Raw genomic sequence first — 23,994 nt, 5'->3', positions numbered from 1 at the left:
GGCAGACCTCAGCGCACGAGGCAGGGCCGCTTCGGGTCGAACACCCAGCCCTCCACCAGGAACCGCATGGCGACGGCGTCGTCGCGGGCGCCCAGCGCCCGGCTGAGGTACAGCTCGTGCGCCTCCGCCAGGGCCTCCCGGTCGAGCTCGACGCCGAGCCCGGGCGCGGTCGGCACGTCGATCGCGCCGTCCCTGATCTGGAACGGCTTCGTGGTGAGCGCCTGGCCGTCCTGCCAGATCCAGTGCGTGTCCAGCGCCGTGATCTCGCCCGGGGCGGCCGCCCCGACGTGGGTGAACATGGCCAGCGAGATGTCGAAGTGGTTGTTGGAGTGCGACCCCCACGTCAGCCCGAAGTCGTGGCAGAGCTGGGCGACGCGGACGGAGCCGGCCATGGTCCAGAAGTGCGGGTCGGCCAGCGGGATGTCCACGGCGTCCGACCGTACGGCGTGCGCCAGCTCCCGCCAGTCGGTGGCGATCATGTTCGTCGCGGTCGGCAGCCCGGTGGCCCGCTTGAACTCGGCCATCGTCTCGCGCCCCGAGAAGCGGCCCTCGGCGCCGCACGGGTCCTCGGCGTAGGCCAGGACGTCGCCGAGCCCGCGGCACAGCCGGACGGCGTCGGCCAGCAGCCAGCCGCCGTTGGGGTCGAGGGTGACGCGCGCCTCCGGGAACCTGCGGGCCAGCGCGGTGACCGCGGCGATCTCCTCCTCGCCGGCCAGCACGCCGCCCTTGAGCTTGAAGTCGGTGAAGCCGTACCGCTCCTGGGCGGCCTCGGCCAGGGCGACCACCGCGTCGGGCGTGAGCGCCTCGCGGCGGCGCAGCCGGGACCAGCGGTCGTCGCCGCCGTCGTCCACGAGGTAGGGCAGGTCGGTACGGCCGGGGTCGCCGACGTAGAACAGGTAGCCCAGCATCGGCACCCGGTCGCGCTGCCGGCCCTCGCCGAGCATGTCGGCCACGGGCACGCCGAGGTACTGGCCGTGCAGGTCGAGCAGGCCGGACTCCAGGCCGGTGACCGCGTGCACGGTCGTGCGCAGGTCGAAGGTCTGCAGGCCGCGCCCGCCGGCGTCCCGGGCGGCGAACCGCTCGGCCACCGAGCGCAGCAGGCCGCGGTAGCGGGCCACCGGCTGCCCGGCGAGCAGGGCGCCCGCCTCCTCGACGGTCTGCCGGATCGCCTCGCCACCGGGCACCTCGCCCAGGCCGGTACGCCCGTCGGAGTCGGTGACGATGACGACGTTGCGGGTGAAGAACGGCCCGTGCGCGCCGCTGAGGTTGAGCAGCATGCTGTCGTACCCGGCGACCGGGACGACCTCGACGCGTTCGATGGTGGGAGACAAGACGGCCCCTAGCTGATCTTGTTGATGAGGGCGGTCAGCTCGGCGAGCTCGCCGTCCGTGAGGTTCTGCAGCGGCGGCCGCACCGGGCCGGCCGGGCGGCCGACGGCGGTCAGGCCCGCCTTGATGATCGACACGGCGTACCCCTTCATGCGGTCGCGGATGTCCAGGTAGGGCAGCACGAACTCCCTGATGCGACGGTAGACCGCGTCCCGGTCCTGGGCACGGACGTCGGCGTAGAAGTCGAGCGCGTACTGCGGGACGAAGTTGAAGATCGCCGAGGAGTACGTGCTCATGCCGAGCTGCAGCAGCGGCAGGGCGAAGGTCTCGGCCGTGGGCAGGCCGCCGATGTAGGCCAGGCGGTCGCCGACGGTGGCGTAGATGCGGGTGAGGCTCTCGATGTTGCCGACGCCGTCCTTGAACCCGACGAGCGTCTCGTTCCGCTCGGCCAGGGCCGCGACGGACCGGTCGTTCAGCACCGCGTTGGCCCGGCTGTAGACGATCACTCCCAGGCCGGTGGCGCGGCAGACCGCGGAGACGTGCTCGACCAGGCCCTCCTGGCCGGCCTCCGTGAGGTAGGGGGGCATCAGGAGCAGGCCGTCCGCACCGGCGGCCTCCGCGGCCTTCGCCTGCGCCACGGCGTTCGCGGTGCCGCCGGTGGCCGGGGCCACGACGGGGACCCTGCCGTTCACCTCGTCCACCGCCACGCGGACCACCCGGTCGATCTCCTCGGCGGTCAGCGAGAAGCCCTCGCCCGTGCCTCCCGCGGCGAACAGGCCGGCCACCGGGTAGCCGCTCAGCCAGGCCAGGTGGTCGCGGTAACCCGCCTCGTCGAACTCCAGATCCGCGGTGAAATGGGTGACCGGGAAGGACAGCAGGCCGCTCTTGAGCCGGGTGGCGAGCTCCTGCGGGGAGTAACTGGGCATGGCGGATGCTCCTCGGGTTTTACATGCGGCCGTGGGATCCCCCCGCACCGCCGGTAAGGTCTGACGCCCGCCAGGGTAAGAAGCGGGGACGATTCCTGTCCAAGTGCGATTCTGAATCCGGCGATACCGATGGAGCATCGCCGGCTTCAGGCCCCGAGATCGGGCAGCAGTTCGAGCACGCGCCCGAGCGCGGGGTTGGTCGAGTTGCGGTCCCAGATCACGTGCAGTTCGACCGGCTCTCCCGTGGCGCCCGCGTCGTCCAGCGGGTCGCCGCCGCCGCGTACCAGGTCGCAGATGGCGATGCCGTCCACGCCCAGCGAGCGCGCGCTGGCGGGCGCCAGCGCGACGCCGCGCCCGGCCGCCACGAGCAGCACGGCGGTGAGGATCTGGTGCACCTGCTGCTCGATCCGGGGGTGGGCGTTGGTGAGGAACCGGACGGTCAGCTCGTGGAAGTAGCGCGACTGCACCGGGTTGTAGCTGATCACCGGCAGGCCGTCGAAGTCGTCCGGCGCGAGCGGCCGGCCCAGGTCGGCCAGCGGGTGGCCGAGGGGCACCACGGCGCACAGCGGCTCGCGGAAGACGACGCGCGAGTCGAGGGTGGCGATGTCGAAGGGCGGGCGGGCCAGACCGAGGTCGAGCTCGCCGCGCAGCAGGCCGTCCACCTGCCCGGCGGTCACCCGCTCGTGGAGGATGACGTCGATCTCGGGGAGCTGCTCCGACAGCCGGCGCAGCAGCGCACCGAGCATGCTGATGGCCGAGACGGCGGTGAACCCGAGGCGTACGGTGCCCGCCGCGCCGCTGGCGATCCGGCGCGCCCGGTCCCCCGCGGTGTCGACGAGCGAGAGCATGCGCCGCGCGTCGTCCAGGAAGGCCCGCCCGGCGTCGGTGAGGACCACGCGCCGGTTGTCGCGTTCCAGAAGGGTCACGCCGATGACACGTTCCAGTTTCTGGATGTGGCGGCTGAGCGGAGGCTGGGTCATGCGCAGCCGATCAGCCGCACGGCCGAAGTGCAGCTCCTCGGCGACAGCCACGAATGCCCGGATCTGATCGAGTGTTAGCATGATGCGTGAAGAGTATCACTCGATACCGAAATGAGCCTGGACAGGCATCGAGGCTGGTCCTAGTCTCCGGAGACTAACGAGCGGAAACCTTGCCGTAACCTTACGCAACTCCCCTCTCCGCTCCAGAGCAGATAACGGGCGGCCTTCCGCCCGCACGAAGGAGAAGTCCATGCCGACATCTCGGACGGCCCCCCGCCGCATCCTCCTGGGCGTCGTCGGCGCCGCCGCCGCGATCGCGCTGACCGCGTGCGGTGGCGTCAAGACGACCTCCTCCGGTGGCGGCGACGGAGAATATCCGACAGGCAACATCGAGTTCAGCGTCGGCGCCTCGGCGGGCGGCTCCACCGACCTCATCACCCGGGCGCTGGCCCAGGGCATGGGCAAGGAGCTCGGCGTCTCCACTCCCGTGCTGAACAAGCCGGGCGCCAACGGCGCGCTCAACGCCAAGGAGCTCCAGTCCGCCAAGGCCGACGGCTACAAGATCGCCGTCCAGAACGCCTCGCTCTTCACCATCACGCCGCTCACGGTGTCGGCCGCCGAGGCCACGAAGATCGACTCGTTCGACGTCATCACCGGCATCTCGCGCGACGACTACGTCATGGCCACCAACCCCAAGTCCGGCTTCACCTCCATCGAGGACATGAAGAAGGCGGGCAAGACCATCCGGTACGGCACCACCGGCGTCGGCACCGGCGCGCAGCTCGCCTCCGCGCTGACCTTCAAGACCGCCGGCGTCGAGGCCACGGCCGTGCCGTTCGACGGCGGCGCCCCCAACCTGACCGCCCTGCTCGGCAACCAGGTGGACGTCTCGACCATGCAGATCGGCGAGGCCATCGAGAACATCAAGGCCGGCAAGCTCGTCCCGCTCGCCGTCTTCTCCGAGCAGCGCATCCCCTTCCTGCCCGACGTGAAGACGGCCAAGGAGCAGGGCTTCGACGTCCAGGTGACGCAGTACCGCTTCCTGACCGCCCCCAAGGGCACGCCGGAGAACGTCAAGACCAAGCTGCTCGACGCGGCCAAGAAGACGTTCGCCACGCCGGAGTACAAGAAGTTCAACGAGGACAACTCGCTCACCCCGATGGAGACCGCCCCGCAGGAGGTCCTCGCCTCGCTGCAGAGCGACTCCACCAAGTACAAGGCACAGCTGGACGAGTTCGGCATCAGCCTGGCCGGCTGACCGGGGCCGACTGATCGAGGCCGGCGCCTCGCCACGAACCGCCACGAAGGAGTGTGCATGTCCATGACCGACCCCACCCGGCCGCCGGGCCCCGAGCCCGCCGAGGCCGACCTGTTGCAGGCCGAGGCCGACCGGCTCCAGGCCGAGCTGGAAGAGGCCCGGCCGCCGCACGCGGGCCCGATCGCGCAGGTCGGGGCGGCCGTGGTGGCGCTCGTCGTCGGCGTGCTGGGTGCGGTCGGGTCCTACGCGCTGGGGCTCGGGCAGCTCACGCAGCCCGGGCCCGGCCTGTGGCCGTTCGCCATCAGCGTCGTCATCGTCGTGCTGTCGGCGACGCTCGTCGTCACGGGCCGCGGCCTGCGGGACACCGAGCGGTTCTCCCGCTCCAGCCTGCTCACCCTGGTCGGCCTGGTGACGCTCGTGCTGCTCGCCGCGCTGCTGCCGGTGATCGGCTTCGAGATCCCCTCGCTGCTGCTCATGTTCGTCTGGCTGCGCTGGCTGGGCAGGGAGTCGTGGCGCTCCTCCATCGTGATCAGCGTCGGTGCCGTGGTCGCGTTCTACGTGCTCTTCGTGGTGCTGCTGCAGATCCCGCTCCCCAGGCTCATCTGAGAAAGTCACATGGACATCTCCCCGATCCTCAACGGTTTCGGCGTCGTACTGGAGCCGGCCAACCTGCTCTACTGCCTCATCGGCGTCATCATCGGTATGCTCATCGGCGTGCTGCCCGGCCTCGGCCCCGGCGCGACGATCGCCATCCTGCTGCCGATCACGTACGGCATCGAGCCCGTGTCGGCGATCATCATGCTGGCGGGCATCTTCTACGGAGCCCAGTACGGCGGCACGATCACCTCGGTCCTGCTCCGCCTGCCGGGCGAGGCGTCCTCGGTGGTGACCGTCTTCGACGGCTTCGCCCTGGCCAAGCAGGGCAGAGCGGGCACGGCACTCGGCATCGCGGCCATCGGCTCCTTCATCGGCGGCACGGTCTCGATCCTCGGCCTGACGCTCGTCGCGCCGATCGTGGCCGGGTTCGCGCTCGACTTCGGGCCCCCGGAGTACGCGGCCCTGGGCATCCTGGGCGTCCTGCTGATCTCGTCGGTGGGCAACGGCAACAAGCTCAAGGCCATCATCGCGGCCTGCGTCGGCCTGCTGATCGCGACCGTGGGCCGCGACACCTTCACGGGCGCCGAGCGCTTCACCTTCGACAGCCTGAACCTCGCCGAGGGCATCGACTTCATCCCGATCGCCATGGGCCTGTTCGGGCTCAGCGAGATCCTCTACAACCTGGAGGAGCGGCACAACCAGGTGCACTCCCCCGCCAAGGTCGGCAACGTGTGGCCGTCGCGCAAGGACCTCGGCCAGGCCAAGGGCGCGATCGGGCGCGGCTCGCTCATCGGGTTCGTCCTGGGCGTGCTGCCCGGCGGTGGCGCGGTGCTGTCCTCGCTGGCCGCGTACGCGCTGGAGAAGCGGCGCTCCAAGCATCCGGAGCGCTTCGGCCAGGGCGCCGTCGAGGGCGTCGCCGCACCGGAGACGGCCAACAACGCCGCCGCCACGTCGTCGTTCATCCCGCTGCTGACCCTCGGCATCCCCGCGAACGCGACGATGGCCCTGATGTTCGGCGCCCTGCTCATCCAGGGCATCCAGCCGGGGCCGCAGCTCGTCACCGAGCACCCCGACGTGTTCTGGGGCGTCATCAACTCGATGTACATCGGCAACATCCTGCTGCTGATCATGAGCATCCCGATGGTCGGCGTGTTCGTGAAGATCCTGCGGGTCCGCCCGGCCATCCTGGCCCCGATCACGGTGCTCATCACGCTGCTGGGCGCGTACACCGTGAACAACCAGGTCTACGACATCTTCCTGGTCATCGTGTTCGGCCTGCTGGGTTACCTGATGAAGAAGTTCGGCTTCGAGCCGGGGCCGCTGGTGCTGGCGTTCGTGCTCGGGTCGATGATCGAGAACTCCTCGCGGCAGTCGCTGCTCATCTTCGGCGGCGACCCGAGTGGCTTCCTCACCCGCCCCATCTCGGGCACGGTGCTCGCCCTGGTCGTGCTCGTCGCCGCCTGGCCGCTGATCCGCAAGTTCCTGCGCCGCAAGACCTCCGATCGTGTTGAGGAGAAGATCTCATGACCATCCTCGTCGGTTACCTGCCCACGCCCGAGGGCGAGGCCGCCGTCGACGCGGGCCTGCGCGAGGGCAGGCTGCGCGGGGAACGCGTGATCATCGTGAACTCCCCGCGCCGCGGCGCCCCGGTCGACGAGCACATGATCGACGACGCCGCCGGCGCCGAGCTGCTGCGGCGGGCGCGGGAGGCCGGGGTGGACGCGGAGGTACGCCAGCCGCTCCACGACGACGACCTGCCCGAGACCTTCGAGCAGCTCGTCAAGGAGACCGGCGGCACGCTCATCGTCATCGGGCTGCGGCACCGATCGCTGGTCGGCAAGTTCATCCTGGGCAGCGAGGCGCAGCGGATCCTCATGGAGGCCAGCGTGCCCGTGCTCAGCGTGAAGGCGGCCCGATGAGCGCCCGCGTCAGCCGCGTCACCGTCACCCCGGTCGCCTTCCGCGACCCGCCCCTGCTCAACGTCGTGGGCGTGCACCAGCCGTACGTGCTGCGCGCGATCGTCCAGGTGCACACCGACGACGGCCTGGTGGGCCTCGGGGAGACCTATGCCGACCAGGGTCACCTGGAACGGCTCGGCGCGGTGGCCGCCGCCCTGCCCGGCGCGGACGTCTTCGACGTCAACGGCCTGCGCCGGGTCGTGACCGAGGCGCTCGGGGCGTCCACCGGCGGGGCGGGCGCGAGCTTCGGCGGCATGCTGGAGGTCTCCAGCGCCGTGGACACCGTGGTGGCGCCGTTCGAGGTGGCGCTGCTCGACCTGCAGGGCAGGACGCTCGGCCGCCCGGTGAGCGACCTGCTGGGCGGGGCCGTACGCGACCGCGTGCCGTACTCGGGATACCTGTTCTACAAGTGGGCCGGCCACCCCGGCCACGACGACGACACGTGGGGCGAGGGCCGCACGCCCGAGCAGATGGTCGCCCAGGCCCGGCGGATGGTCTCCGAGTACGGCTTCACCGCCCTCAAGCTCAAGGGCGGCGTGTACGAGCCCCGCCACGAGATCGAGACCGTCGAGGCCCTGGCCGCCGCCTTCCCCGGCCACGCCCTGCGCATCGACCCGAACGGCGCCTGGACCGTCGAGACCTCGATCAAGGTGGCCGACCGGCTCGCGGGCGTCCTGGAGTACCTGGAGGACCCGACCCCCGGCATCGAGGGCATGGCCGAGGTCTCCCGGCACACCGACCTCCCGCTGGCCACGAACATGTGCGTCATCGCCTTCGAGCACCTCAAGCCGGCGGTCGCCGCCGACGCCGTACAGGTCGTCCTGTCGGACCACCACCTGTGGGGCGGGCTGCGCCGCTCGGCGCTGCTGGGCGGCATCTGCGAGACGTTCGGGATGGGCCTGTCGATGCACTCGAACTCCCACCTGGGCGTCAGCCTGGCCGCCATGACCCACCTCGCGGCCGCGACCCCGAACCTCACCTACGCCTGCGACACGCACTACCCCTGGAAGACGGAGGAGGTCGTCAAGCCGGGCGCCCTGGAGTTCCGCGACGGTGGCGTCACCGTGCCGACCGGCCCCGGCCTGGGCGTGGAACTGGACGAGGACGCGCTCGCCGCCCTCCACGAGCAGTACGTCAGGTGCGGCCAGCGCGGCCGCGAGGACACCGCCTACATGCGCACCATCGTCCCCGGCTTCACCCCGAACACCAGCCGCTGGTAGCGGCGGGGCCCGGCCCTCACAGCCACCCCGCCCCCGGCCTCGCCTGCCAGGTCAAGGCGTCTGCAGGCGGGCCCGGGAGTTGGACAGGTGCAGCCGCATCGCGGCCCGGGCCGCCGCCGAGTCCTGCCCCGCGATGGCCCGGTAGATGTTCTCGTGCTCCAGCGTCACCCGCGTGAAGTGGGTGGCGTTCGAGACCGTGTACACATGCTCCAGCCGGGTCCGCGGCAACATGATCATCATCGGCCCGATCGAGCCCAGCAGGTCGGAGTAGAACCGGTTCCCCGAGGCCAGCGCGATCTTCAGATGGAACTCGAAGTCCGCCTCCACGGCGTTCGCGGGCTGCTCGCCGGACCGCCCGAGGTCGATCAGCGCCCGCTCGATCGCCTTGAGCTGCAGATCCGTCCGGCGATCCGCGGCCAGCCCCGCCGCCTCCGACTCGACCCCGATCCGGAAGTCGATCATGTCGAGGACATCCCGATGGGTGCGGATCTCCGACGCCTCCACGGAGAAGGCCGTGGCGGCGGGCAGCGCCAGCACGAACGACCCGCGCCCCTGGAACGTCTCGACGAGCCCGGCGGCCTGCAGCCGGGAGACGGCCTCGCGCACCACCGTACGGCTGACGCCGAACTCCTGGATGAGCGAGGACTCGGTCGGGAGCTTCTGCCCGGGCTGGATCTCCCCGGCGAGGATGCGGGCCTTGAGCCGCTCGACGAGCTCGTGCGCGAGCCCCCGGCCGGTGTCGCGGTCGAGCCTCTGATCTGGCGGCACGGAGGACAATTTACCGGCCCTTGGAGGTGTGGAAGTCGTCGAGCCGCCAGGCCCGCGCCTCCTCGGCGAGGCTGAGGCCGAGCCCCGGCCGGTCCGGCACGACCATGCGCCCGCCCTCGATGTCGAGGCGCTCCCGGAACAGCGGCGAGAGCCACTCGATGTGCTCGACCCAGGAGTCACGCGGGTAGGCCGCGGCCAGGTGCACGTGGATCTCCATCACGAAGTGCGGCGCGACCTGGAGGCCGGCGTGGTCGGCGAGCGCGGCGACCTTGAGGTAGGGGGTGATGCCGCCGACGCGTGGCACGTCGGGCTGGAGGTAGCCGACGGCGCGCAGGTCGATGAGGCGTACGAGGTCGGGGACGCCGGAGAGCATCTCGCCCGTGGCGATCGGCGTGTCCAGCGCCGCGGCCAGCTGCGCGTGCCCCTCGGCGTCGTACGCGTCCAGCGGCTCCTCGATCCACACCAGCCCGAGCTCCTCCACCGCCCGCCCGAACCGCAACGCCGTGACCCGATCCCACTGCTGATTGGCATCCACCATCAACGGCACACCATCCCCGATGTGCTCCCGCACCGCAGCCAGCCGCCGCAGATCCTCCCGCGTGTCCGGCTGACCCACCTTGACCTTGATCCCGCCGATGCCGCTGCCGAGCGACTGCCCGGCCTTCTCCTTCACCTCCTCAAGGGGAGCCTGGAGATAGCCACCGGAGGTGTTGTAGACCCGCACCGAGTCGCGGTAGGCCCCCAGGAGCTTCGCCAGCGGCAACCCCGCCCGCTTCGCCTTCAGATCCCACAGCGCGACGTCGACGGCCGCCAGCGCCTGCGTGGCCACCCCCGACCGGCCGACCGAGGCTCCCGCCCAGAGCAGCCGGTCATAGATCCGCCCGATGTCGGAGGGATCCTCCCCCAGCAGGTTGCCGGCGACCTCCCTGGCGTGCGCGAACTGCGCCCGGCACCCGGCCCGCGTCGTGTAGGAGAACCCCAGCCCGCCCAGCCCGTCGTCCGTGGTGATCTCGCAGGTCAGGACGTCGATCTGGGACAGCGGCCGCTGCCGTCCGGTGGCCACCTTGGCGTCGCTCACCGGGTTCGCGAGCGGCACGGCGTAGTGCCCGAGGCGCACCGAATCGATGCGCACGGCTCACGCCTTCCCGAACTCGACCGCGTCCACGACCCACTTGCGGCACTGCTCGCTGAGCGTGAACCCGAGCCCCGGCCGGTCCGGCACGATCATGCGCCCGTCGCGGGTCTCCAGCCGCTCGTTGAACAGCGGGTTGAGCCACTCGAAGTGCTCGACCCAGGGCTCGCGCGGGTAGGCCGCGGCCAGGTGGAGGTGGATCTCCATGGCGAAGTGCGGCGCGAGCTGCAGCCCCGCGTGGTCGGCGAGCGTGGCCAGGCGCAGGAAGGGCGTGATGCCGCCGACGCGCGGGGCGTCCGGCTGGATGATGTCGGCGGCGCGGGCCTCGATGAGGCGTACGTGCTCGGCCACGCTGGAGAGCATCTCGCCCGTGGCGATCGGCGTGTCCAGCGCCGCGGCCAGCTGCGCATGCCCCTCCGCGTCGTACGCGTCCAGCGGCTCCTCGATCCACACCAGCCCGAGCTCCTCCACCGCCCGCCCGAACCGCAACGCCGTGACCCGATCCCACTGCTGATTGGCATCCACCATCAACGGCACACCCTCCCCGATGTGCTCCCGCACCGCAGCCAGCCGCCGCAGATCCTCCCGCGTGTCCGGCTGACCCACCTTGATCTTGATCCCGCCGATGCCGTCGGCCAGGGACTGGGAGGCGCGGGCCTTGACCTCCTCGATCGGCGCGTGCAGGAACCCGCCCGAGGTGTTGTACGTCCGGACCGAGTCCCGGTAGGCCCCCAGGAGCTTGGCCAGCGGCAACCCCGCCCGCTTCGCCTTCAGGTCCCACAGGGCGATGTCGACGGCCGCCAGCGCCTGCGTGGCCACCCCCGACCGCCCGACCGAGGCCCCGGCCCACAGCAGCGTCTCGTAGACCTTGCCGATGTCGGAGGGGTCCTGGCCGATCAGATTCTCCCCGATCTCCTTGGCGTGCGCGTACTGCGCCGGGCCGCCGGCCCGCTTGGAGTAGCTGAAGCCGATGCCGCTGTGGCCGTCCTCGGTGGCGATCTCGGCGAAGAGGAAGGCGATCTCGGTCATCGGCTTCTGCCGCCCGGTGAGCACCTTGGCGTCGCTGACGGGGACGTCGAGCGGGAGCGTGACGGAGGAGAGGGAAACGTGGCGGATGCGGTCGGAGGCCAAGGGAGGTCCTTCGGAGGTCGGCGGCGAAGTCGTACGTCATCGTACAAATCCATAAGTCATATGACAACTACCACCGACCTCGGTCGGACCATGTCACGCCGCCCGCTTCACGACGTCCTCGATCGCGCCGGCCACCAGGCCGGCGTCCTTGGCGATGACCTGGACGTGGTTGCTGGGCGCGGTCGCGTAGACCGTCACGAGCTCGTTGGCCGCGGTGGCCCTGGCGACGGCGGCGCGCATCCGCGCGTTCTCCTCCTCCGTGGAGCCGGAGTGCGCGCCGCTGGCGACCACGAAGGCGACCGGGCACCGCATGGCGGCGAAGTCGGCCTCGAACTCGCCGTTGAGCGCGTCCATCTCGATGACGGCCCGGGCCGTCTCGGCCGGGCTCATCCTGGCCGACCGGCCCAGTAAGGCCGCGATGCGCATCAGCCAGGCCAGCCGCTTGAACTGGGCGCGCACGCGCTCCTTGCCCGCCTCGTCGAACATCCTGATCGGGTAGGCGCCGTCGACGAGCACGAGCCCGCCGACCCGGTCGGGGTTCTCGGTGGCGTAGCGCACGCCCATCGTCGCGCCGTGGGACCAGCCGACCAGGATCGGCCGCGTCAACCCGGCGGCGTCGATCACGCGGCCGATGTCGTCGATGGCGCCCCGGGTCGAGTAGTCCGACGACCTGCCCGACTTCCCGCGCGCCCGCGCGTCGAAGGTGACCGTGCGGTGCCTGCCGCCGAGCCGCCGGATGACGGGCTTCCAGTGCCGTTGCGTGGCGAAGCCGCCGTTCAGGAAGAGCAGCGCGGGCTCGCCGCCGGGGGTGTCGAGGCCGTGCAGCCGGGTGTCCGCTGCGGGGATGGTGAGTTCGCGCGACATGGGGGGATCCCTTCGATGGGTGATGACGCCGCTCAGGGGCGGTGGCCGAGGGCGGCACGCTTCTCGTGCCACTCGGCGAGCAGAGCGGGCATCCGCTCCGCGAGGAAGTCGTAGAACGCGGCACCCTCCTCGAGCATGGCCCGGCGTTCGGAGGAGCCGTCCTTCAGCAGGCCGAGCGCCGTTCGCGCGAGCTCCGCCTGCTCCCGGTAGACCGCGCCGGCGAAACCGGTCGGGTCGAGCGCCCGGGGGTCGAGCGTGACGTGGTCCACCCGCTGCCCCGCCGACCGGGTCCGGCGCACGACGTTGTGGCCGGCCAGGAGGGTGACCGCCCCGGTGATCGCGCTGCGGCTGGCCATGAGGGCCTCGCCGATCTCCGCGATCGTCTGCTGGGGCGGCTCGCAGATGAACAGGTAACCCAGCACCCGCCCGGCCACCGGCGGGAAGCCGTATTCCCGGGCGTAGAAGGCGGCGACGCGGTCGGCGAGCCTCTCACGAAGGATCCCGCTGCTGGTGAGCGACCCTCAGCGGGCCTTGTAGACCTTCACCCAGTCCACGTACATCGAGACGGTGGCGGGCGTGGCGGAGTCGCGGCAGCGGGGCTCGCACACCACGTCGTTCTGCAGCGCCAGCCCCATCCGGCCGCCGTCGGGCACGTGCGCGCCCCGGTAGTCCCAGACCTTCTTCCCGTCCAGCCAGAACGTCAGCCGCCCCGGCAGCCGGTCCACCGCCACCGTGTGCCACCTGGTGAAGTCCGCCCGGAGCTGACGCTGGGCGCGGCCGTGGCCGCTGTGGACGAAGATGCCGCCGCCCTGCCGCTTCGGGTCCACGATCTCGGCGAAGTCGATCTCGGCGTAGCCCGCGCCCTCGCCCTGGGAGACCGGCCACAGCAGCGCCCCCGGCGTGTAACCGGCGCCCGCCTCCGCCCTGAACCTGACCTCCCAGCGGCCGTACTGCTGGGCGAGCCGGGTGGCCACGCCGCCCGACAGGTCCTTGCCGCCGTACATGCCGCCCTTGAGGCGCAGGGCGCCGTTCGCCACCGTGGCCGCCCGGCCGGTGCGGGGGTTGCGCTCCGCCTGGGGCGAGTGGTAGATCATCCACCGCTTCGTGTTGATCGAGTAGCCGTTGAAGTTCTCCACGAGGACGGGTTCGCCCCAGCTCGGAGTCTGCGCGTGCGCGGTCTGCGGAAGGGCGGCGACGCCCGCGAGCGCCACCGCCGCCAAGATCGGACTGCGTGTAGGCATGCGGACCATCGAAGCAAAGATTTCACTCTGATAACAGCCCATCCGGCCCATAAGCCACTCTGGGCCCATCGCCACCCCGGGCGCCGAGCAGCGTCCGGGTGAGGGACTCGTGGGCGCGCAGCATCTCCTCCAGCGCCGCCGTCAGGTGGGCGGCGGCGGGGGCCTCGGGAGCGGGATCCGCCTCCAGGGACTCCAGCACCGCCCGGCGCAGCAGCTCCTTGAAGAACGAGGCGGTCATCCCCTCCGTCCGGGCGACCAGGGGCTCCAGGTCCTCCTCCGCGAGCCCCGCCGCGCCGTAGAGGCGCAGCAGCGCGGCCCGGCTGGCCGCGTCCGGCTTGGGCACCTCCACGGCCAGGTCCACCCGTCCCGGCCGGTTGGCCAGGGCGTCCTCCAGCAGGTCGGCCCGATTCGTGGTGAGCACGAACGTGACGTCGGCGTCGGCGCCGATCCCGTCCATCGCGTCGAACAGCGTGAACAGCAGCGGGCTGCCCTCGTCGGAGAAGCGGCGCTCGTGGGCGACCAGGTCCACGTCCTCCACGACCACGATGGCCGGCTGCAGCCGCCTGGCCATGGTGGCCGCCTCGGAGATGAAGCGCAGCGCCGTACCGGCCATGACCACCACCGTCACGCCCGGCATGCGGCCCATCAGGTAGCGCACCGTGTGGGTCTTGCCGGTCCCGGGCGGGCCGTGCAGCAGCAGGCCCCGCTTCAGGTGCTGGCCGCGGGCCAGCAGCGCCTCCGCGTGCCGGCCGATGCCGGCCACGTGCCGCTCGATCGTCTCCAGCACCCCGTCGGGCAGGATCACCTGCTCGGGGCCGAGCGCCGGGCGCGGCAGGAACGTCACCAGGCTGTTGCCCCGGTGCTCCGAGACGCCGAACGTCAGGATCTGGCCGCGCAGGACGTCGTGGCGGCGCATCTGCCGCTCGATCTCCTCTCTGGCGGCCGTGGCGCTCGCCCGCGTGGCGGCGATCACCTCGACCCTGCAACCCTCCCTGCCGAACATCTCGGCCGGCCCGCGCAGGCACACCACGATCGGGGCGCCGTCCGGCGCGGTCGTCTCGACCAGGCCGAACGTCACGACCTCGATCGTCTCGTCCGAGCCGATCGCCGTGGTGGCGTAGTCGACGGCGCCGGGCTCGAAGCGCTCGAACCCGCGGTTGGCCGCGGTCAGGATGTCGATCGTGTCGTTGTGCTCGCGGCCCTGGCCCGACACGCCGTACCAGGCGGGCTCGCCGCGTTCCGCCAGGTACGCGTCCACGCCGCGCTGGAGGCTGGCGTGCTCCCAGTTCCGGAAGCTCTGCGTGACGCAGACCAGGTCCTTCAGCGCGCAGGAAAGGTGCCCGGTCACCCTGGCCACCAGCTCGGGCACCGGCCGGGACTCGTCGATCAGGCCGTGGGCCTCGTGGACGAGCCGCTGCAGCGCGCGTGCCAGCGATCGTGCCTCATCGATCTCCATGCGGGCCACACTGGCACAGCGGGGGCGGTCTGGAAATGGTGCCGGCAGGTGGCGGGTGCCACCTGCCGGAGTATGGTTCGCGACGTCAGGCGCAGGCCGCCTCGTAGACCCGTACGAGCTCCTGGCTCACCCGCTCCCAGGAGTAGCGCGAGCGCGCCCGGTCGGCGCCCGCGTAGCCCAGGGCGGTCCGCAGGGTGGGGTCGTAGAGCAGTTCGCGGGCCAGCCGCGCGGTGCGCGCGGGCCGGTCCGGCGGCACCAGCAGCCCGGTGACGCCGTCGATGATGGAGTCGAGGTGCGCGCCGACGGACGAGGCGATCACCGGCACGCCGCAGGCCATCGCCTCCAGCGCGACGATCCCCGTCACGGCCTCGCGCGGAACCGACACCACGGCGTCCGCGCTGCGCATCAGTTTGGGCACCGCGGCCCGCTTCACCTGGCCGAGCAGCGTCACCCGGTCGCCCACGCCGAGCTGGTCGGCCAGCGCGCGCAGGCGGCGCACGTCCCTGTCCTCGTCGAGGTCCTCGGGCTCGGGACCACCGGCGATGACGAGCTCGACGTCGCCGAGCCCCTGCAGCGCCCGCACGATGGTGTGCGCGCCGCGGTCGATCGAGAGCGGCCCCACGTGCAGGAGGCGCTTGCGCGTGCCGCGCGTGGCGACCGCGCCGCGGCGCTGGAAGCGCTCGGTGTCCACGCCGTACGGCACGATGGCGATGTTGCCTCGCGGCACGCCCAGCCGGATCAGCGCCGACTCCTCGTCGCCCGAGCCGGCGATGACCGCGTCGGCCCGGCGGCCCAGCGCCCGCTCCAGCTCCATGTGCGTGGCGTCGACCGTGTGGAACGTCTGCGTGACCGGAACCCCCAGCCCCTCGGCGCCGGCCACGGCGGCCAATCCGCCGGTCCACGAGTGGGCGTGGATCACGTCGGGCCGGTCCTGGCTCCACCGGCGCATCAGATGACTGCCGACCTCGTTGAGATAGGGCACGAGCGCGTCGGCGGCAAGCTCCTGGGCGGGGCCCACGTCAATGTGCTCCAGCGTGACTCCCGGGGCCACCCGCGTCTTGGGCTTGCCCTCGGCGTTGTCACGGCGGGAGTAGACGGTGACGTGATGCTCGCGTCCCAGTTCGCGTGCGACAGACAGGATGCGGTGATTCTGATTGCCGTTGGCGGAAGCGACGATCGCGATATTCATGGCACACCTCAGCGTGGAAAGCCTTCAAGGTGTGCCTGCGTCTTAGGCACGTCGGTCTATGACTTTGACCTTACCCAGGTTTCTGCCAATCGCAAACCCCCGCAGATCAGACACCTCGGAGCGCGAAAACCACGATCTCGTCCCAGACCTGGCCGCCCGAGAACGCGTGCCGGTCCGCCTCCACCGCTTTGACCACCGTGGACGGCGCCTGGCCCGTGCACCGGCTGAGCACGTCGGCCAGCCGGTCCTCGCCGTACGGCTCGCCCAGCTCGTTCCTGGAGGAGATCAGCCCCTCCGAATAGAGCACCAGCGTCTCCCCCGCGGCGACCGTCAGCACCTCCACCCCGGTCTCCGCCTCGGGCGAGATGCCCAGCGGCACGCCGCCGCCGGCGGCGAAGCGCACGCCGCCGTCGGACTGCAACATCGCGGCGGGATGGTGCCCGGCCGACGACAGCCGGATCTCGCGCCCCTTCACGAACCCCGCCACGGCCATCACGAACATGCCGCTGCCCTGCGCGACCAGCGCCTCGTTGACCTTGCGCATGACCAGGTCGGGGTCGTCCTCCCAGACGCTGAGCACCCGCAGCCCGCCGCGCACCATGGCGCTGACCGAGGCCGCCTCCTCGCCCTTGCCGGCCGCCCCGCCCAGCGCGAAGCCCCACCCGCCCAGGACGGGGAACACGTCGTAGAACTCGGCGCCCACCGACGACCCGGGATGGTAGACGGCCGCCGCCTCGTAGCCGGGCACGTCGGGCAGGTTGCGCGGGGCGACGCTGGCCGACAGCGCGTCCGCGGCCCGCGAGCGGCTCTGGAAGCTGCTCTGGGCGCGTACCGCCAGGCCGATCTGCAGCCCCACCTCCTGCATGACCGCGAGGTCGGCCAGCGCGAAGGGGGGCCTGTCGTGCGTACGCACCAGCGTCAGCACGCCGTCGGAGCGGCCGATCGGCACGCTCAGCATCGACCCCGCGGCCATCGCGGTCAGCAGCGGCCCGTCGGCGCAGAACCCGAGCAGCGTCTCGTCGTCCACCATCTCCAGTACCACGCCGGAGCCGCGCTCCAGCACCTGCAGCACGACCTGGCTGCTCGCCGGGTCGGCCGACTCCGCCTGGCGGACGAGGTCGCCCAGCGGATGGTTCTTCGGTGCCATGACCACCGAGCGCCGCGGCGCCCCGTCACGCACCATGTCGGCGACCACCCAGTCGGCCCAGTCGGCCGCCAGCAGCCGCGTCGCCCGCTGCAGCGCGACGGGGCGCAGCAGCGCCTCCTCGTCGAGCAGCAGCCTGGCCATCTTGACCAGCAGGTCCTGCCGCTTGGCCGTGGCCAGCAGCAGCGCACCGTCGGACTGCTCGGGCCGGCGCGTGCCTGGCTCGGGGAGCTGCACCTCGGTCGGCAGCGCCACCGCCGCCACCATCTGCTGCGGCTCGCCCGGCATCGTCAGCCTGGTCATCGCGAGCTGCACGGTGTGCGTGCGGCCCTGGTGCGCCAGCCGCGTCTCGAACGCCGACGGCTGCCCGGTCTGCAGCACCGACGTCAGGTGCGACCGGAACGCCGCCCGCCGCGACACGTCCACGAGCAGCGGGAACGACCGGCCCACCAGGTAGCCGTCGGGGCTGCCCAGCACCCGGGAGGTCTCGGGGTTGATCCGCCTGACCACGCCACCGCCGTCGAGCACGATGACCGGCACGGGGAAGGACCTGAACACCTGGCGCAGCAGCTTCAGCTCTCGCTGCGCGCCGTCCTTCTTGCCCCCCGCCCGCTTGGGCGCCTTGCGCAGCTCCTCGCGGGCCTCCGCGAGAAGCTCTGCGGCGGTGTCCAGCTCGGCGAGGGCGGCGTCGAGCGTGGGCGCCAGGTCGGCGGGGTACGCGGCCCTCGCCTCGCGCAACGAGGAGACGCGCCCGGCAAGAGCGTCAAGCGCGTGTTCGAGGTCCGGCATGGTCATGGTCTGAACGCTACGCCACCCGGGATAATGCTAGCCATAAGGGGTAGAGGCTTGTTGCTATGGAATCAACCGCGATGATCACCCCTGGTCTCGCCCGTGACCTCGCCGCACTGGGGCGGCTCGGCGAGGACACCTCAACCGAAAGCGTGCTGCGTGGCCTGACCACGGCGCTGACGGCGGGCGTCCCCGGCTGCTCCGGAGCCTCCGCCGAGCACTGGCGCGACCATCGGGTCCTGGTCTCCGGCTCGCACAGCGAGCTCATCATGCTCGTCGAGGGCGAGCGCGAGCTCGGCGAGGGCCCCTCCATCGAGGCCCGGCAGAGCGGCGGCCGCGCCATCGTGACCGACGTGCTCAAGGAGACCCGCTGGCCCCGCTACGACGCGCTGGCCACCCGCTGGGGCGTGCGCTCGGTGCTCGTCGTCCCCATCGAGGTGTCGCCCGCGCTGCTGATCGTCGGGCTCTATTCGGTACGCCCGGGGGCGTTCTCCCCGCAGGGGACCAGCTCGCTCACCGACATGCTGGCCGAGCAGGTCGGCGTGGCCATGTCCAACATGTGGGAGTTCGAGGAGGTGCGCACCGACGCGGCGCAGCTCCAGGAGGCCCTGGCCGGCCGGTCGGTGATCGACCAGGCCAAGGGCATCATCATGCAGACCAGCGGATGCACCTCCGAGGCCGCCTTCGAGGAGCTGCGCAGGATCTCCCAGCACCACCAGGTCAAGGTCGCCGACCTGGCCAGGCTCCTGGTCGAGGAGCACCAGCGCAAGTCGCGACGCTGAGCCTGTGGTCGCTGAGCTGTGGTCGCTGAGCTGTGGTCGCTGAGCTGTGGTCGCTGAGCTGTGGTCGCTGAGCTGTGGTCGCTGAGCTGTAGTTGCTGAGCTGCGGTCGCCGGGCTGTCGTCGCCGGGCTGTTCCCCGGCTATTTCATGGCCGCCAGCGCGTCGTCCAGCGTGTCGTAGAGGGGCAGGCGCTGCGCCAGCCCGGTGATCCACATCACCTTGGACTTGGAGTATTCGACGCCGATCAGCGCGAACTTGGCCCCCGCCGCCAGGCTGGTCTGCCAGTGATGGACGATGAGCCCGAGCGCGCGCGAATCCATGAACGTCACCCCAGCCAGGTCCAGGATCAGGTCCGAGCCGGCCATCGACAGATAGTCGGCGAACTGCTCGCGTGTCGTGGCGTCGAGCACGCCATCGACTCTGACCACGGTGATCTCGTCCACGGTCGACGACGTGAGGCTGAGGGCCGCCACTGGCCCCTCGCCGTTCTCGGGCATTGTCACGGGGCAACCCTACTGTCACCACGCGATCGAGGAATACTTCCCGCCAGATGGGGGAGACTGGATCCGAAGTCCAGCAGAGGGCTTCGGTCTCGAGAGTAGAGCGAGGCGTGCCTCTGCATGGGCTTTTTCCTGTGTGAGGCCGCCTGCGATCCATATGAGGAGCAGCGATGGCTGTGCAGGAATACGTCCTCGAGGAGATGACCGCGGAAGAACTCCTGGCCGAGATGGTCAGGGAAGAGACGCCCGACAGCCACAGGGAGCGCCTGCGCGAACGCATCGTCGAGATGCACCGGCCGCTCGCCATGGAGATAGCCCGGCGATACCGCTATCGCGGCGAACCTTTGGAGGATCTCCTCCAGGCCGCGTATGTTGGCCTGATGAAGGCCGTCAACGGCTTCGACCCGAGCCTCGGGCACGCATTCAGGGGCTACGCGGTCGTGACGATGACCGGCGAGGTCAAGCGCCACTTCCGCGACCGCACCTGGGCCATCCGGGTGCCCCGCCTCTACCAGGAGCGCCGCTCCGAGCTCAACCGGCTCGTCGCCGACCTCAGCCAGGACCTGGGCAGGTCCCCGACCGTCGCGGAGCTGGCCGCCAAGATGAACATCACCGAGGAGGACGTCCTGCTCACGCTCGACGCCTCCGCCGCGTACAGCACCCTGTCGCTCGACGCGCCCCTCGGCACCGACGACGACGCGGCCTCCCTGGGCGACGTCATCCCCGAGGACGACGACACGCTGAGCAACATGGTCGACCGGGAGGCCGTCAAGCCCCTGATCGACGCCCTCCCCGCCCGCGAGAAGCACATCCTGCTGCTGCGCTTCTTCGGCAACATGACGCAGGCCGAGATCGCGGCCGAGTTCGGAATCTCCCAGATGCATGTTTCGCGCATCCTGCGCAAGGTTCTCGACCAGCTACGCACAGAGCTGGTCGGCTGACGAAGGCGGTCGCCGGGTGAACGAGGACGTCGAGCCTCAGTCGGGCTACACGAGCCCGCCACCCGGCGCGCCCGTGAAGAAGCTCCGCTTCCGGCTGCCGGACCTTCCCCAGGTCCGGCAGTTCGCCGAGGAGGAGGCCCGTACCGTCGGCATGCCGGAAGAGGCCATCGGCGACTTCGTCATCGCCGTGAACGAGGTGGCGACCAACGCCGTCACCCACGGGGCCGGCCATGCCAGCCTGCGTACCTGGGCGGTCAGCGGCGATCTGATCGTCGAGGTGCACGACGAGGGCGTCTGGAAGCCGGGCCCCATGCCGGGCTCGGTGGGCGGGATGGGGCTGTGGGTGGCCCGCCTGCTCTCCTCGGACCTGACCCTGCGCGTCGGCAGCGGCGGCAGCACGGTCATCATGCGCTTCCCCGGCAAGAGCTGAAACGCCAGAGCTGGAACGCCAGAGCTGAAACGAGCTGAGACGCGAGCGGCGCGGGGGGCCTGCCGGCCGCTCGCGCCGCTCCTGTTCCGTGCGGACTCCTAGCGGCGAGCCCTGCCGCCGCGCCAGTTGCTGTACCCGGTGCGGATGCTGGCCGTGCCGACGCCTGCCTGGTGCAGGGCCAGCAGGGTCAGCCCCAGCAGGACGAACGTCATGCCGGAGAACCCGCCGGGAATCGTCGCGCCTACCAGGTCGAGCAGGAAGCCCAGCCCGAAGATGATCGCTGCGATGACCGCGAGCATGTCATGTCACCTCATTCCCTGACTCTGGAACTGCCCCGGGGATTTGCTGGAGAGGGCGAGCAGGCGCTCCAGGACGGTCCTGTAGTCGCGCAGCGCCAGGCGCAGCTGCTCGGTGTCGGTGCTCTCGGCGTCCTTCCAGCGGTCCCGCAGGGCGCTCGTGCGGCTGGTCAAGGTACTGGTGAGAGACTCCACCACCTCGCCGACCAGCCCGTCGGCACGCTGTACGGCCTGGCCCGGGTCGTCCACGAAGGAGGCCTGCAGGTCGCGCCAGCGGGCCTGCACCTGGGTGGGGTCCTGGTCGAACAGGACGATGTCGTCGGGGGCGGCGTGGGCCGGCGTCTCACCGGTCGCGGCCGGGGTGGCGTGGGCGGGGTCGACGTCGTCGTCCACCGTCCGGGCGCCGGGCTCGGTCAGCATGTCGCCGCCGGTCCTGGCGTACGGGTCGCGGTAGGAGGGGTCGTCGTCGTACGCGCCGCCGGGGGCGGGGGCGGGGACGGCACCGGGGACGGCGGCGGCGTACTCGTCGGCGGCGCGGGGACTTCCAGTGGCCGGCACGTCGTCGAAGCGGGTAGCACCCGCCACCGGCTCGTCGTCCACGCGGGACCCACTTACCACCGGCTCGTCGTCGGTCCGGGGCAGCTGCTCGGTGCGGGCCTCGCTACGGGCCAGCTCCTCGTCGTCGGCGAGGTCGTTCCTGCCGGCCGGGTCCCTGTCGTTGCCAGTGGGGTTGCCGGTGTCGTCGGCGATGTGTTCGCGAGCGTCGTTACCGGGGTCGTGGTCGTTACCGTGGTCGTTGTCGGGGTCGTGGTCCTTGTCGGTGTGATCGTCCTCGGTCACATCGTGGCGTTGCGACGGCACTTTCAGCTCGTCGCTGCTCATATCGTTCACCGTCCTCGGCTGGTCTCGTGCAGCAGCTCCTCGAACAGCGCGCGGTAGTGCACCATGGCCTGCCGGAGGTCCTCGGTGGAGGCCTCCTTCCTGGCCGCGCGCCCGCTGATCTCGTGAGCCGTCCTGTAGTGATCGAGTGTCGCCGCGTGCCCCACCGACAGGTCGGACAGGCGCTGCTCGAAGTTCTCCGTCGGGTAGCCCCGCTCCGCCATGACCGCCGTAACAAGCTGGTCGGCCTCCGTCACCGCGAATCCGGGGGCGTCCACGAAGCGTTCCTGTACCTCGGTCCACCGGTTGGCGTAGGTTTCGCGCGATTCCTCCGTCAGGGGGCGGATGTCGAGCTCAGAATGCCGCTGCTCGCGGCTGAGCAACTCCTGCTCCGCCTCCCGGCGGTTGTTGTCGTGCTCGGCGACTATGCGTTCGTACTCCGGGCCGAAGCGTTCGCGGAGATGGGTGCGGCGCTTCTGCTGCTGCAGCACGAAGTAACCCACTGCGGCGAGCGCCACCACCGCGACCACGACGACGGCCACCCATGCCCAGGTGGTCATGATGTTCGCCTCCGGTCTCTGTGTTGAGACCAGCGACTGCCCTCGAACAGGCAGGTCGAAACTCCCCGCCTCAGCGGGCTTCCAGCCCCTCCCTGGCCGCGGCCAGCACGGTTGCGACATGTGAGCCCGCTGGTGGCGCAGGGACCTCGCTGAACCCTTCCGTGGCGTCGTACCGCACGTCGAGCCCCGAATCCACGAGCCGCTGAGCCCACCGAAGAGCGGTGTTCAACCGCTCGGCGGCCGGCGGCTTCCCCTGCGCCGCCGCCGACAGGTTACGCAGATTGGTGGCGGGCCCGGACTGGGTGTGCGCGCGGGCGATCTTCCACGGGAGCGCGGCGCTGTGGTCGAGCATCGGCTTGGCCAGCCCGGCGGCCCGCTTGGCCTGCAGCACCCCTGACTCGCTGACCCCGAAGTGAACGGCCAGCTCCTGCACGCTCATGCCCTCGGCGACGAGCCTGGCCAACTCCCTCCGATCAATGGTCGCCCTGCGCCCCACTGGCCGCCTCCGCTCCCGCTCTCCGTGTACGCGTACACCTCCGATGTGCGCTAAGGTTATGACGTCCCGCCCCGCAGGGGGCGGCCGACACAACCGGGACGTAGCGCAGCTTGGTAGCGCACTTGACTGGGGGTCAAGGGGTCGCAGGTTCAAATCCTGTCGTCCCGACGGTTGAGCAAGGCCCGTCACTCTTGGAAAACTCCAGGAAGACGGGCCTTCCGCATATTCTCACGACGCCGAATGCGGCAAGGCGACAACACGCAGCTGGGGACCACGTGGGGACCACCCGCTCAAATGAGCGCCCAGCGCGTTCCCGGCCGCCGCGACGGCCGAGCGCTGCGAATGAAGGTAGCGTTGCGTGGTCATCAGCGATCCGTGCCCCGCGATCTTCCGAAGCACATGCACCGGCACGCCGGCCGCCGGAAGTGCTCATAGCCCAAGCTCGTGACCACTTCATCCCAGTGCGTGGCATCACGCAGCACCGCCGTGGTAATCCGACCGCCGCGCGGGCCCGTGAACAGCCGCACGTCCGGCACTCCCCCAACCGCCTCGACGCGCCGTTCCACCCCGCTCGCGAACTTCCCCGATCACCGGGACTTCACGGGCACGTTTGCCTTTCGTACCCTTGTCAATCAGCCCGCCCGGCCCCGGTGTGGTCTGCCGACGTACCGTCCATATCCACGTGTCCAGATCGAATGTCCTTGACCCGCACGCCCGACACCTCACCAATCCGTGCAGCTGTACACGCGGCGAAGATGACCACATCCCCCCAGCCTGCGTACCGGCCGGTTGAGCGCTCCACCAACGCGGCGGCCAACGAGATCAGCGCATGCCAGTCCGGCAACGCCAACGTGCGCGGATCGGTCCAACTCGTCTTCCGCCTGCTCGAACTCACGTTGCCACCCGCTGAGCCGTGCCAGGTTGTGCGTGATGATTCCATCCCGAACGGCCTGTTCCATGATCCTTACCAGGATCGCCAACGTGTTCTTGATCGTAGAGCGACGGTCACGTCCACGGACGTGGTGTATGAATCGATCTTCGAGTGATCCTGTTTCTGCAGGTTAAGCGGTAAGTGTCTGCGGTAGTGGGTTCGGGACGGGTGTGTCGCCGGGGATCAGCCGGACGCGGGC

General features: G+C 70.8%; 26 protein-coding genes and 1 tRNA gene. 10 read left to right on the top strand and 17 right to left on the bottom strand.

Features of this window, described 5'->3' with window-relative positions; all coding sequences use genetic code 11:
* Positions 1-8: 8 nt before the first annotated feature.
* From ACTWPW_RS52550 to ACTWPW_RS52540, 3 genes are all read right to left on the bottom strand, one after another.
* Positions 9-1,331 (bottom strand): enolase C-terminal domain-like protein, encoded by a 1,323-nt coding sequence (locus ACTWPW_RS52550; RefSeq protein WP_443173359.1) that lies wholly within the window; start codon positions 1,329-1,331, stop codon positions 9-11.
* Between the two features lie 8 nt (positions 1,332-1,339).
* Positions 1,340-2,254: a 5-dehydro-4-deoxyglucarate dehydratase gene (kdgD, locus tag ACTWPW_RS52545; protein WP_375109432.1), complete on the bottom strand. Its 915-nt coding sequence runs from the start codon at positions 2,252-2,254 to the stop codon at positions 1,340-1,342.
* A 146-nt stretch (positions 2,255-2,400) separates the two neighbouring features.
* Complete coding sequence (locus tag ACTWPW_RS52540) at positions 2,401-3,315, bottom strand: LysR substrate-binding domain-containing protein (protein ID WP_375109431.1); 915 nt, start codon at positions 3,313-3,315, stop codon at positions 2,401-2,403.
* A 169-nt stretch (positions 3,316-3,484) separates the two neighbouring features.
* Here ACTWPW_RS52540 and ACTWPW_RS52535 point away from each other — a divergent pair, with 169 nt between their 5' ends.
* From ACTWPW_RS52535 to ACTWPW_RS52515, 5 genes are read left to right on the top strand one after another with little or no spacing between them, the layout of a single operon-like run.
* Positions 3,485-4,492, top strand: coding sequence for a Bug family tripartite tricarboxylate transporter substrate binding protein (locus tag ACTWPW_RS52535; protein ID WP_443173358.1), 1,008 nt, complete (start codon positions 3,485-3,487; stop codon positions 4,490-4,492).
* A gap of 57 nt (positions 4,493-4,549) precedes the next feature.
* Positions 4,550-5,098 carry a tripartite tricarboxylate transporter TctB family protein gene (locus ACTWPW_RS52530; protein ID WP_375109429.1) on the top strand — a complete coding sequence of 183 codons (549 nt, stop codon included), beginning with the start codon at positions 4,550-4,552 and terminating at the stop codon, positions 5,096-5,098.
* A 9-nt stretch (positions 5,099-5,107) separates the two neighbouring features.
* Positions 5,108-6,616, top strand: coding sequence for a tripartite tricarboxylate transporter permease (locus ACTWPW_RS52525; protein WP_364111933.1), 1,509 nt, complete (start codon positions 5,108-5,110; stop codon positions 6,614-6,616).
* Positions 6,613-7,008 (top strand): universal stress protein, encoded by a 396-nt coding sequence (locus tag ACTWPW_RS52520; RefSeq protein ID WP_375109427.1) that lies wholly within the window; start codon positions 6,613-6,615, stop codon positions 7,006-7,008. Before ACTWPW_RS52525 ends, ACTWPW_RS52520 begins: the two co-directional genes overlap by 4 nt.
* Positions 7,005-8,267, top strand: a complete 1,263-nt coding sequence (locus ACTWPW_RS52515; RefSeq protein WP_375109426.1) for a glucarate dehydratase family protein — start codon at positions 7,005-7,007, stop codon at positions 8,265-8,267. Before ACTWPW_RS52520 ends, ACTWPW_RS52515 begins: the two co-directional genes overlap by 4 nt.
* 51 nt (positions 8,268-8,318) lie before the next feature.
* On the opposite strand, the gene ACTWPW_RS52510 is transcribed toward ACTWPW_RS52515, so the two are convergent.
* From ACTWPW_RS52510 to ACTWPW_RS52470, 9 genes are all read right to left on the bottom strand, one after another.
* Entirely contained in the window at positions 8,319-9,035 is a 717-nt protein-coding gene (locus ACTWPW_RS52510) for a FadR/GntR family transcriptional regulator (protein WP_443173357.1), read from the bottom strand.
* Between the two features lie 10 nt (positions 9,036-9,045).
* Positions 9,046-10,167 (bottom strand): L-talarate/galactarate dehydratase, encoded by a 1,122-nt coding sequence (locus ACTWPW_RS52505; RefSeq protein ID WP_443173356.1) that lies wholly within the window; start codon positions 10,165-10,167, stop codon positions 9,046-9,048.
* Between the two features lie 3 nt (positions 10,168-10,170).
* Positions 10,171-11,298 carry an L-talarate/galactarate dehydratase gene (locus tag ACTWPW_RS52500; protein ID WP_443173355.1) on the bottom strand — a complete coding sequence of 376 codons (1,128 nt, stop codon included), beginning with the start codon at positions 11,296-11,298 and terminating at the stop codon, positions 10,171-10,173.
* A 93-nt stretch (positions 11,299-11,391) separates the two neighbouring features.
* On the bottom strand, positions 11,392-12,162 hold the full coding sequence (locus ACTWPW_RS52495) for an alpha/beta fold hydrolase (protein ID WP_443173354.1): 771 nt from the start codon (positions 12,160-12,162) through the stop codon (positions 11,392-11,394).
* A 32-nt stretch (positions 12,163-12,194) separates the two neighbouring features.
* A complete protein-coding gene (locus ACTWPW_RS52490) occupies positions 12,195-12,596 on the bottom strand; it encodes a GbsR/MarR family transcriptional regulator (RefSeq protein WP_443173353.1) in 402 nt (133 codons plus the stop codon).
* 87 nt (positions 12,597-12,683) lie between these two features.
* Positions 12,684-13,403, bottom strand: coding sequence for a glycoside hydrolase family 16 protein (locus tag ACTWPW_RS52485; protein ID WP_443173352.1), 720 nt, complete (start codon positions 13,401-13,403; stop codon positions 12,684-12,686).
* 22 nt (positions 13,404-13,425) lie between these two features.
* Positions 13,426-14,859: an AAA family ATPase gene (locus ACTWPW_RS52480; protein WP_375109420.1), complete on the bottom strand. Its 1,434-nt coding sequence runs from the start codon at positions 14,857-14,859 to the stop codon at positions 13,426-13,428.
* A gap of 85 nt (positions 14,860-14,944) precedes the next feature.
* A complete protein-coding gene (locus ACTWPW_RS52475) occupies positions 14,945-16,048 on the bottom strand; it encodes a glycosyltransferase (RefSeq protein ID WP_375109419.1) in 1,104 nt (367 codons plus the stop codon).
* 106 nt (positions 16,049-16,154) lie between these two features.
* Entirely contained in the window at positions 16,155-17,987 is a 1,833-nt protein-coding gene (locus ACTWPW_RS52470) for a SpoIIE family protein phosphatase (protein WP_375109418.1), read from the bottom strand.
* 59 nt (positions 17,988-18,046) lie between these two features.
* Between ACTWPW_RS52470 and ACTWPW_RS52465 the strand changes: the two genes are divergently transcribed.
* Positions 18,047-18,763, top strand: a complete 717-nt coding sequence (locus ACTWPW_RS52465) for a GAF and ANTAR domain-containing protein (RefSeq protein ID WP_364111909.1) — start codon at positions 18,047-18,049, stop codon at positions 18,761-18,763.
* 139 nt (positions 18,764-18,902) lie between these two features.
* On the opposite strand, the gene ACTWPW_RS52460 is transcribed toward ACTWPW_RS52465, so the two are convergent.
* Positions 18,903-19,259, bottom strand: a complete 357-nt coding sequence (locus tag ACTWPW_RS52460; RefSeq protein ID WP_364112428.1) for an STAS domain-containing protein — start codon at positions 19,257-19,259, stop codon at positions 18,903-18,905.
* Between the two features lie 173 nt (positions 19,260-19,432).
* Here ACTWPW_RS52460 and ACTWPW_RS52455 point away from each other — a divergent pair, with 173 nt between their 5' ends.
* Together ACTWPW_RS52455 and ACTWPW_RS52450 are read left to right on the top strand one after the other, a co-directional pair.
* Positions 19,433-20,203, top strand: coding sequence for a SigB/SigF/SigG family RNA polymerase sigma factor (locus tag ACTWPW_RS52455; RefSeq protein WP_364111907.1), 771 nt, complete (start codon positions 19,433-19,435; stop codon positions 20,201-20,203).
* Between the two features lie 16 nt (positions 20,204-20,219).
* Positions 20,220-20,633: an ATP-binding protein gene (locus tag ACTWPW_RS52450; protein WP_375109417.1), complete on the top strand. Its 414-nt coding sequence runs from the start codon at positions 20,220-20,222 to the stop codon at positions 20,631-20,633.
* Positions 20,634-20,731: 98 nt separating this feature from the next.
* On the opposite strand, the gene ACTWPW_RS52445 is transcribed toward ACTWPW_RS52450, so the two are convergent.
* The 4 genes from ACTWPW_RS52445 to ACTWPW_RS52430 form a co-directional block, all read right to left on the bottom strand.
* On the bottom strand, positions 20,732-20,932 hold the full coding sequence (locus ACTWPW_RS52445) for a hypothetical protein (protein ID WP_357866276.1): 201 nt from the start codon (positions 20,930-20,932) through the stop codon (positions 20,732-20,734).
* A 6-nt stretch (positions 20,933-20,938) separates the two neighbouring features.
* Positions 20,939-21,811, bottom strand: coding sequence for a hypothetical protein (locus ACTWPW_RS52440; RefSeq protein WP_443173351.1), 873 nt, complete (start codon positions 21,809-21,811; stop codon positions 20,939-20,941).
* A gap of 5 nt (positions 21,812-21,816) precedes the next feature.
* The gene (locus ACTWPW_RS52435; RefSeq protein ID WP_375109415.1) at positions 21,817-22,368 is read right to left on the bottom strand and encodes a hypothetical protein; all 552 of its coding nucleotides are present in this window, start codon (positions 22,366-22,368) and stop codon (positions 21,817-21,819) included.
* 70 nt (positions 22,369-22,438) lie between these two features.
* A complete protein-coding gene (locus ACTWPW_RS52430) occupies positions 22,439-22,831 on the bottom strand; it encodes a hypothetical protein (protein ID WP_375109414.1) in 393 nt (130 codons plus the stop codon).
* Between the two features lie 127 nt (positions 22,832-22,958).
* Here ACTWPW_RS52430 and ACTWPW_RS52425 point away from each other — a divergent pair.
* A tRNA-Pro gene (locus ACTWPW_RS52425) sits at positions 22,959-23,032 on the top strand.
* A 587-nt stretch (positions 23,033-23,619) separates the two neighbouring features.
* Entirely contained in the window at positions 23,620-23,910 is a 291-nt protein-coding gene (locus ACTWPW_RS52420; protein WP_443173350.1) for a hypothetical protein, read from the top strand.
* Positions 23,911-23,994 lie beyond the last annotated feature (84 nt).

Source organism: Nonomuraea sp. KM90, assembly GCF_052246675.1.
Lineage (GTDB): Bacteria > Actinomycetota > Actinomycetes > Streptosporangiales > Streptosporangiaceae > Nonomuraea.
This window is presented reverse-complemented; position numbering and strand designations above follow the sequence as displayed.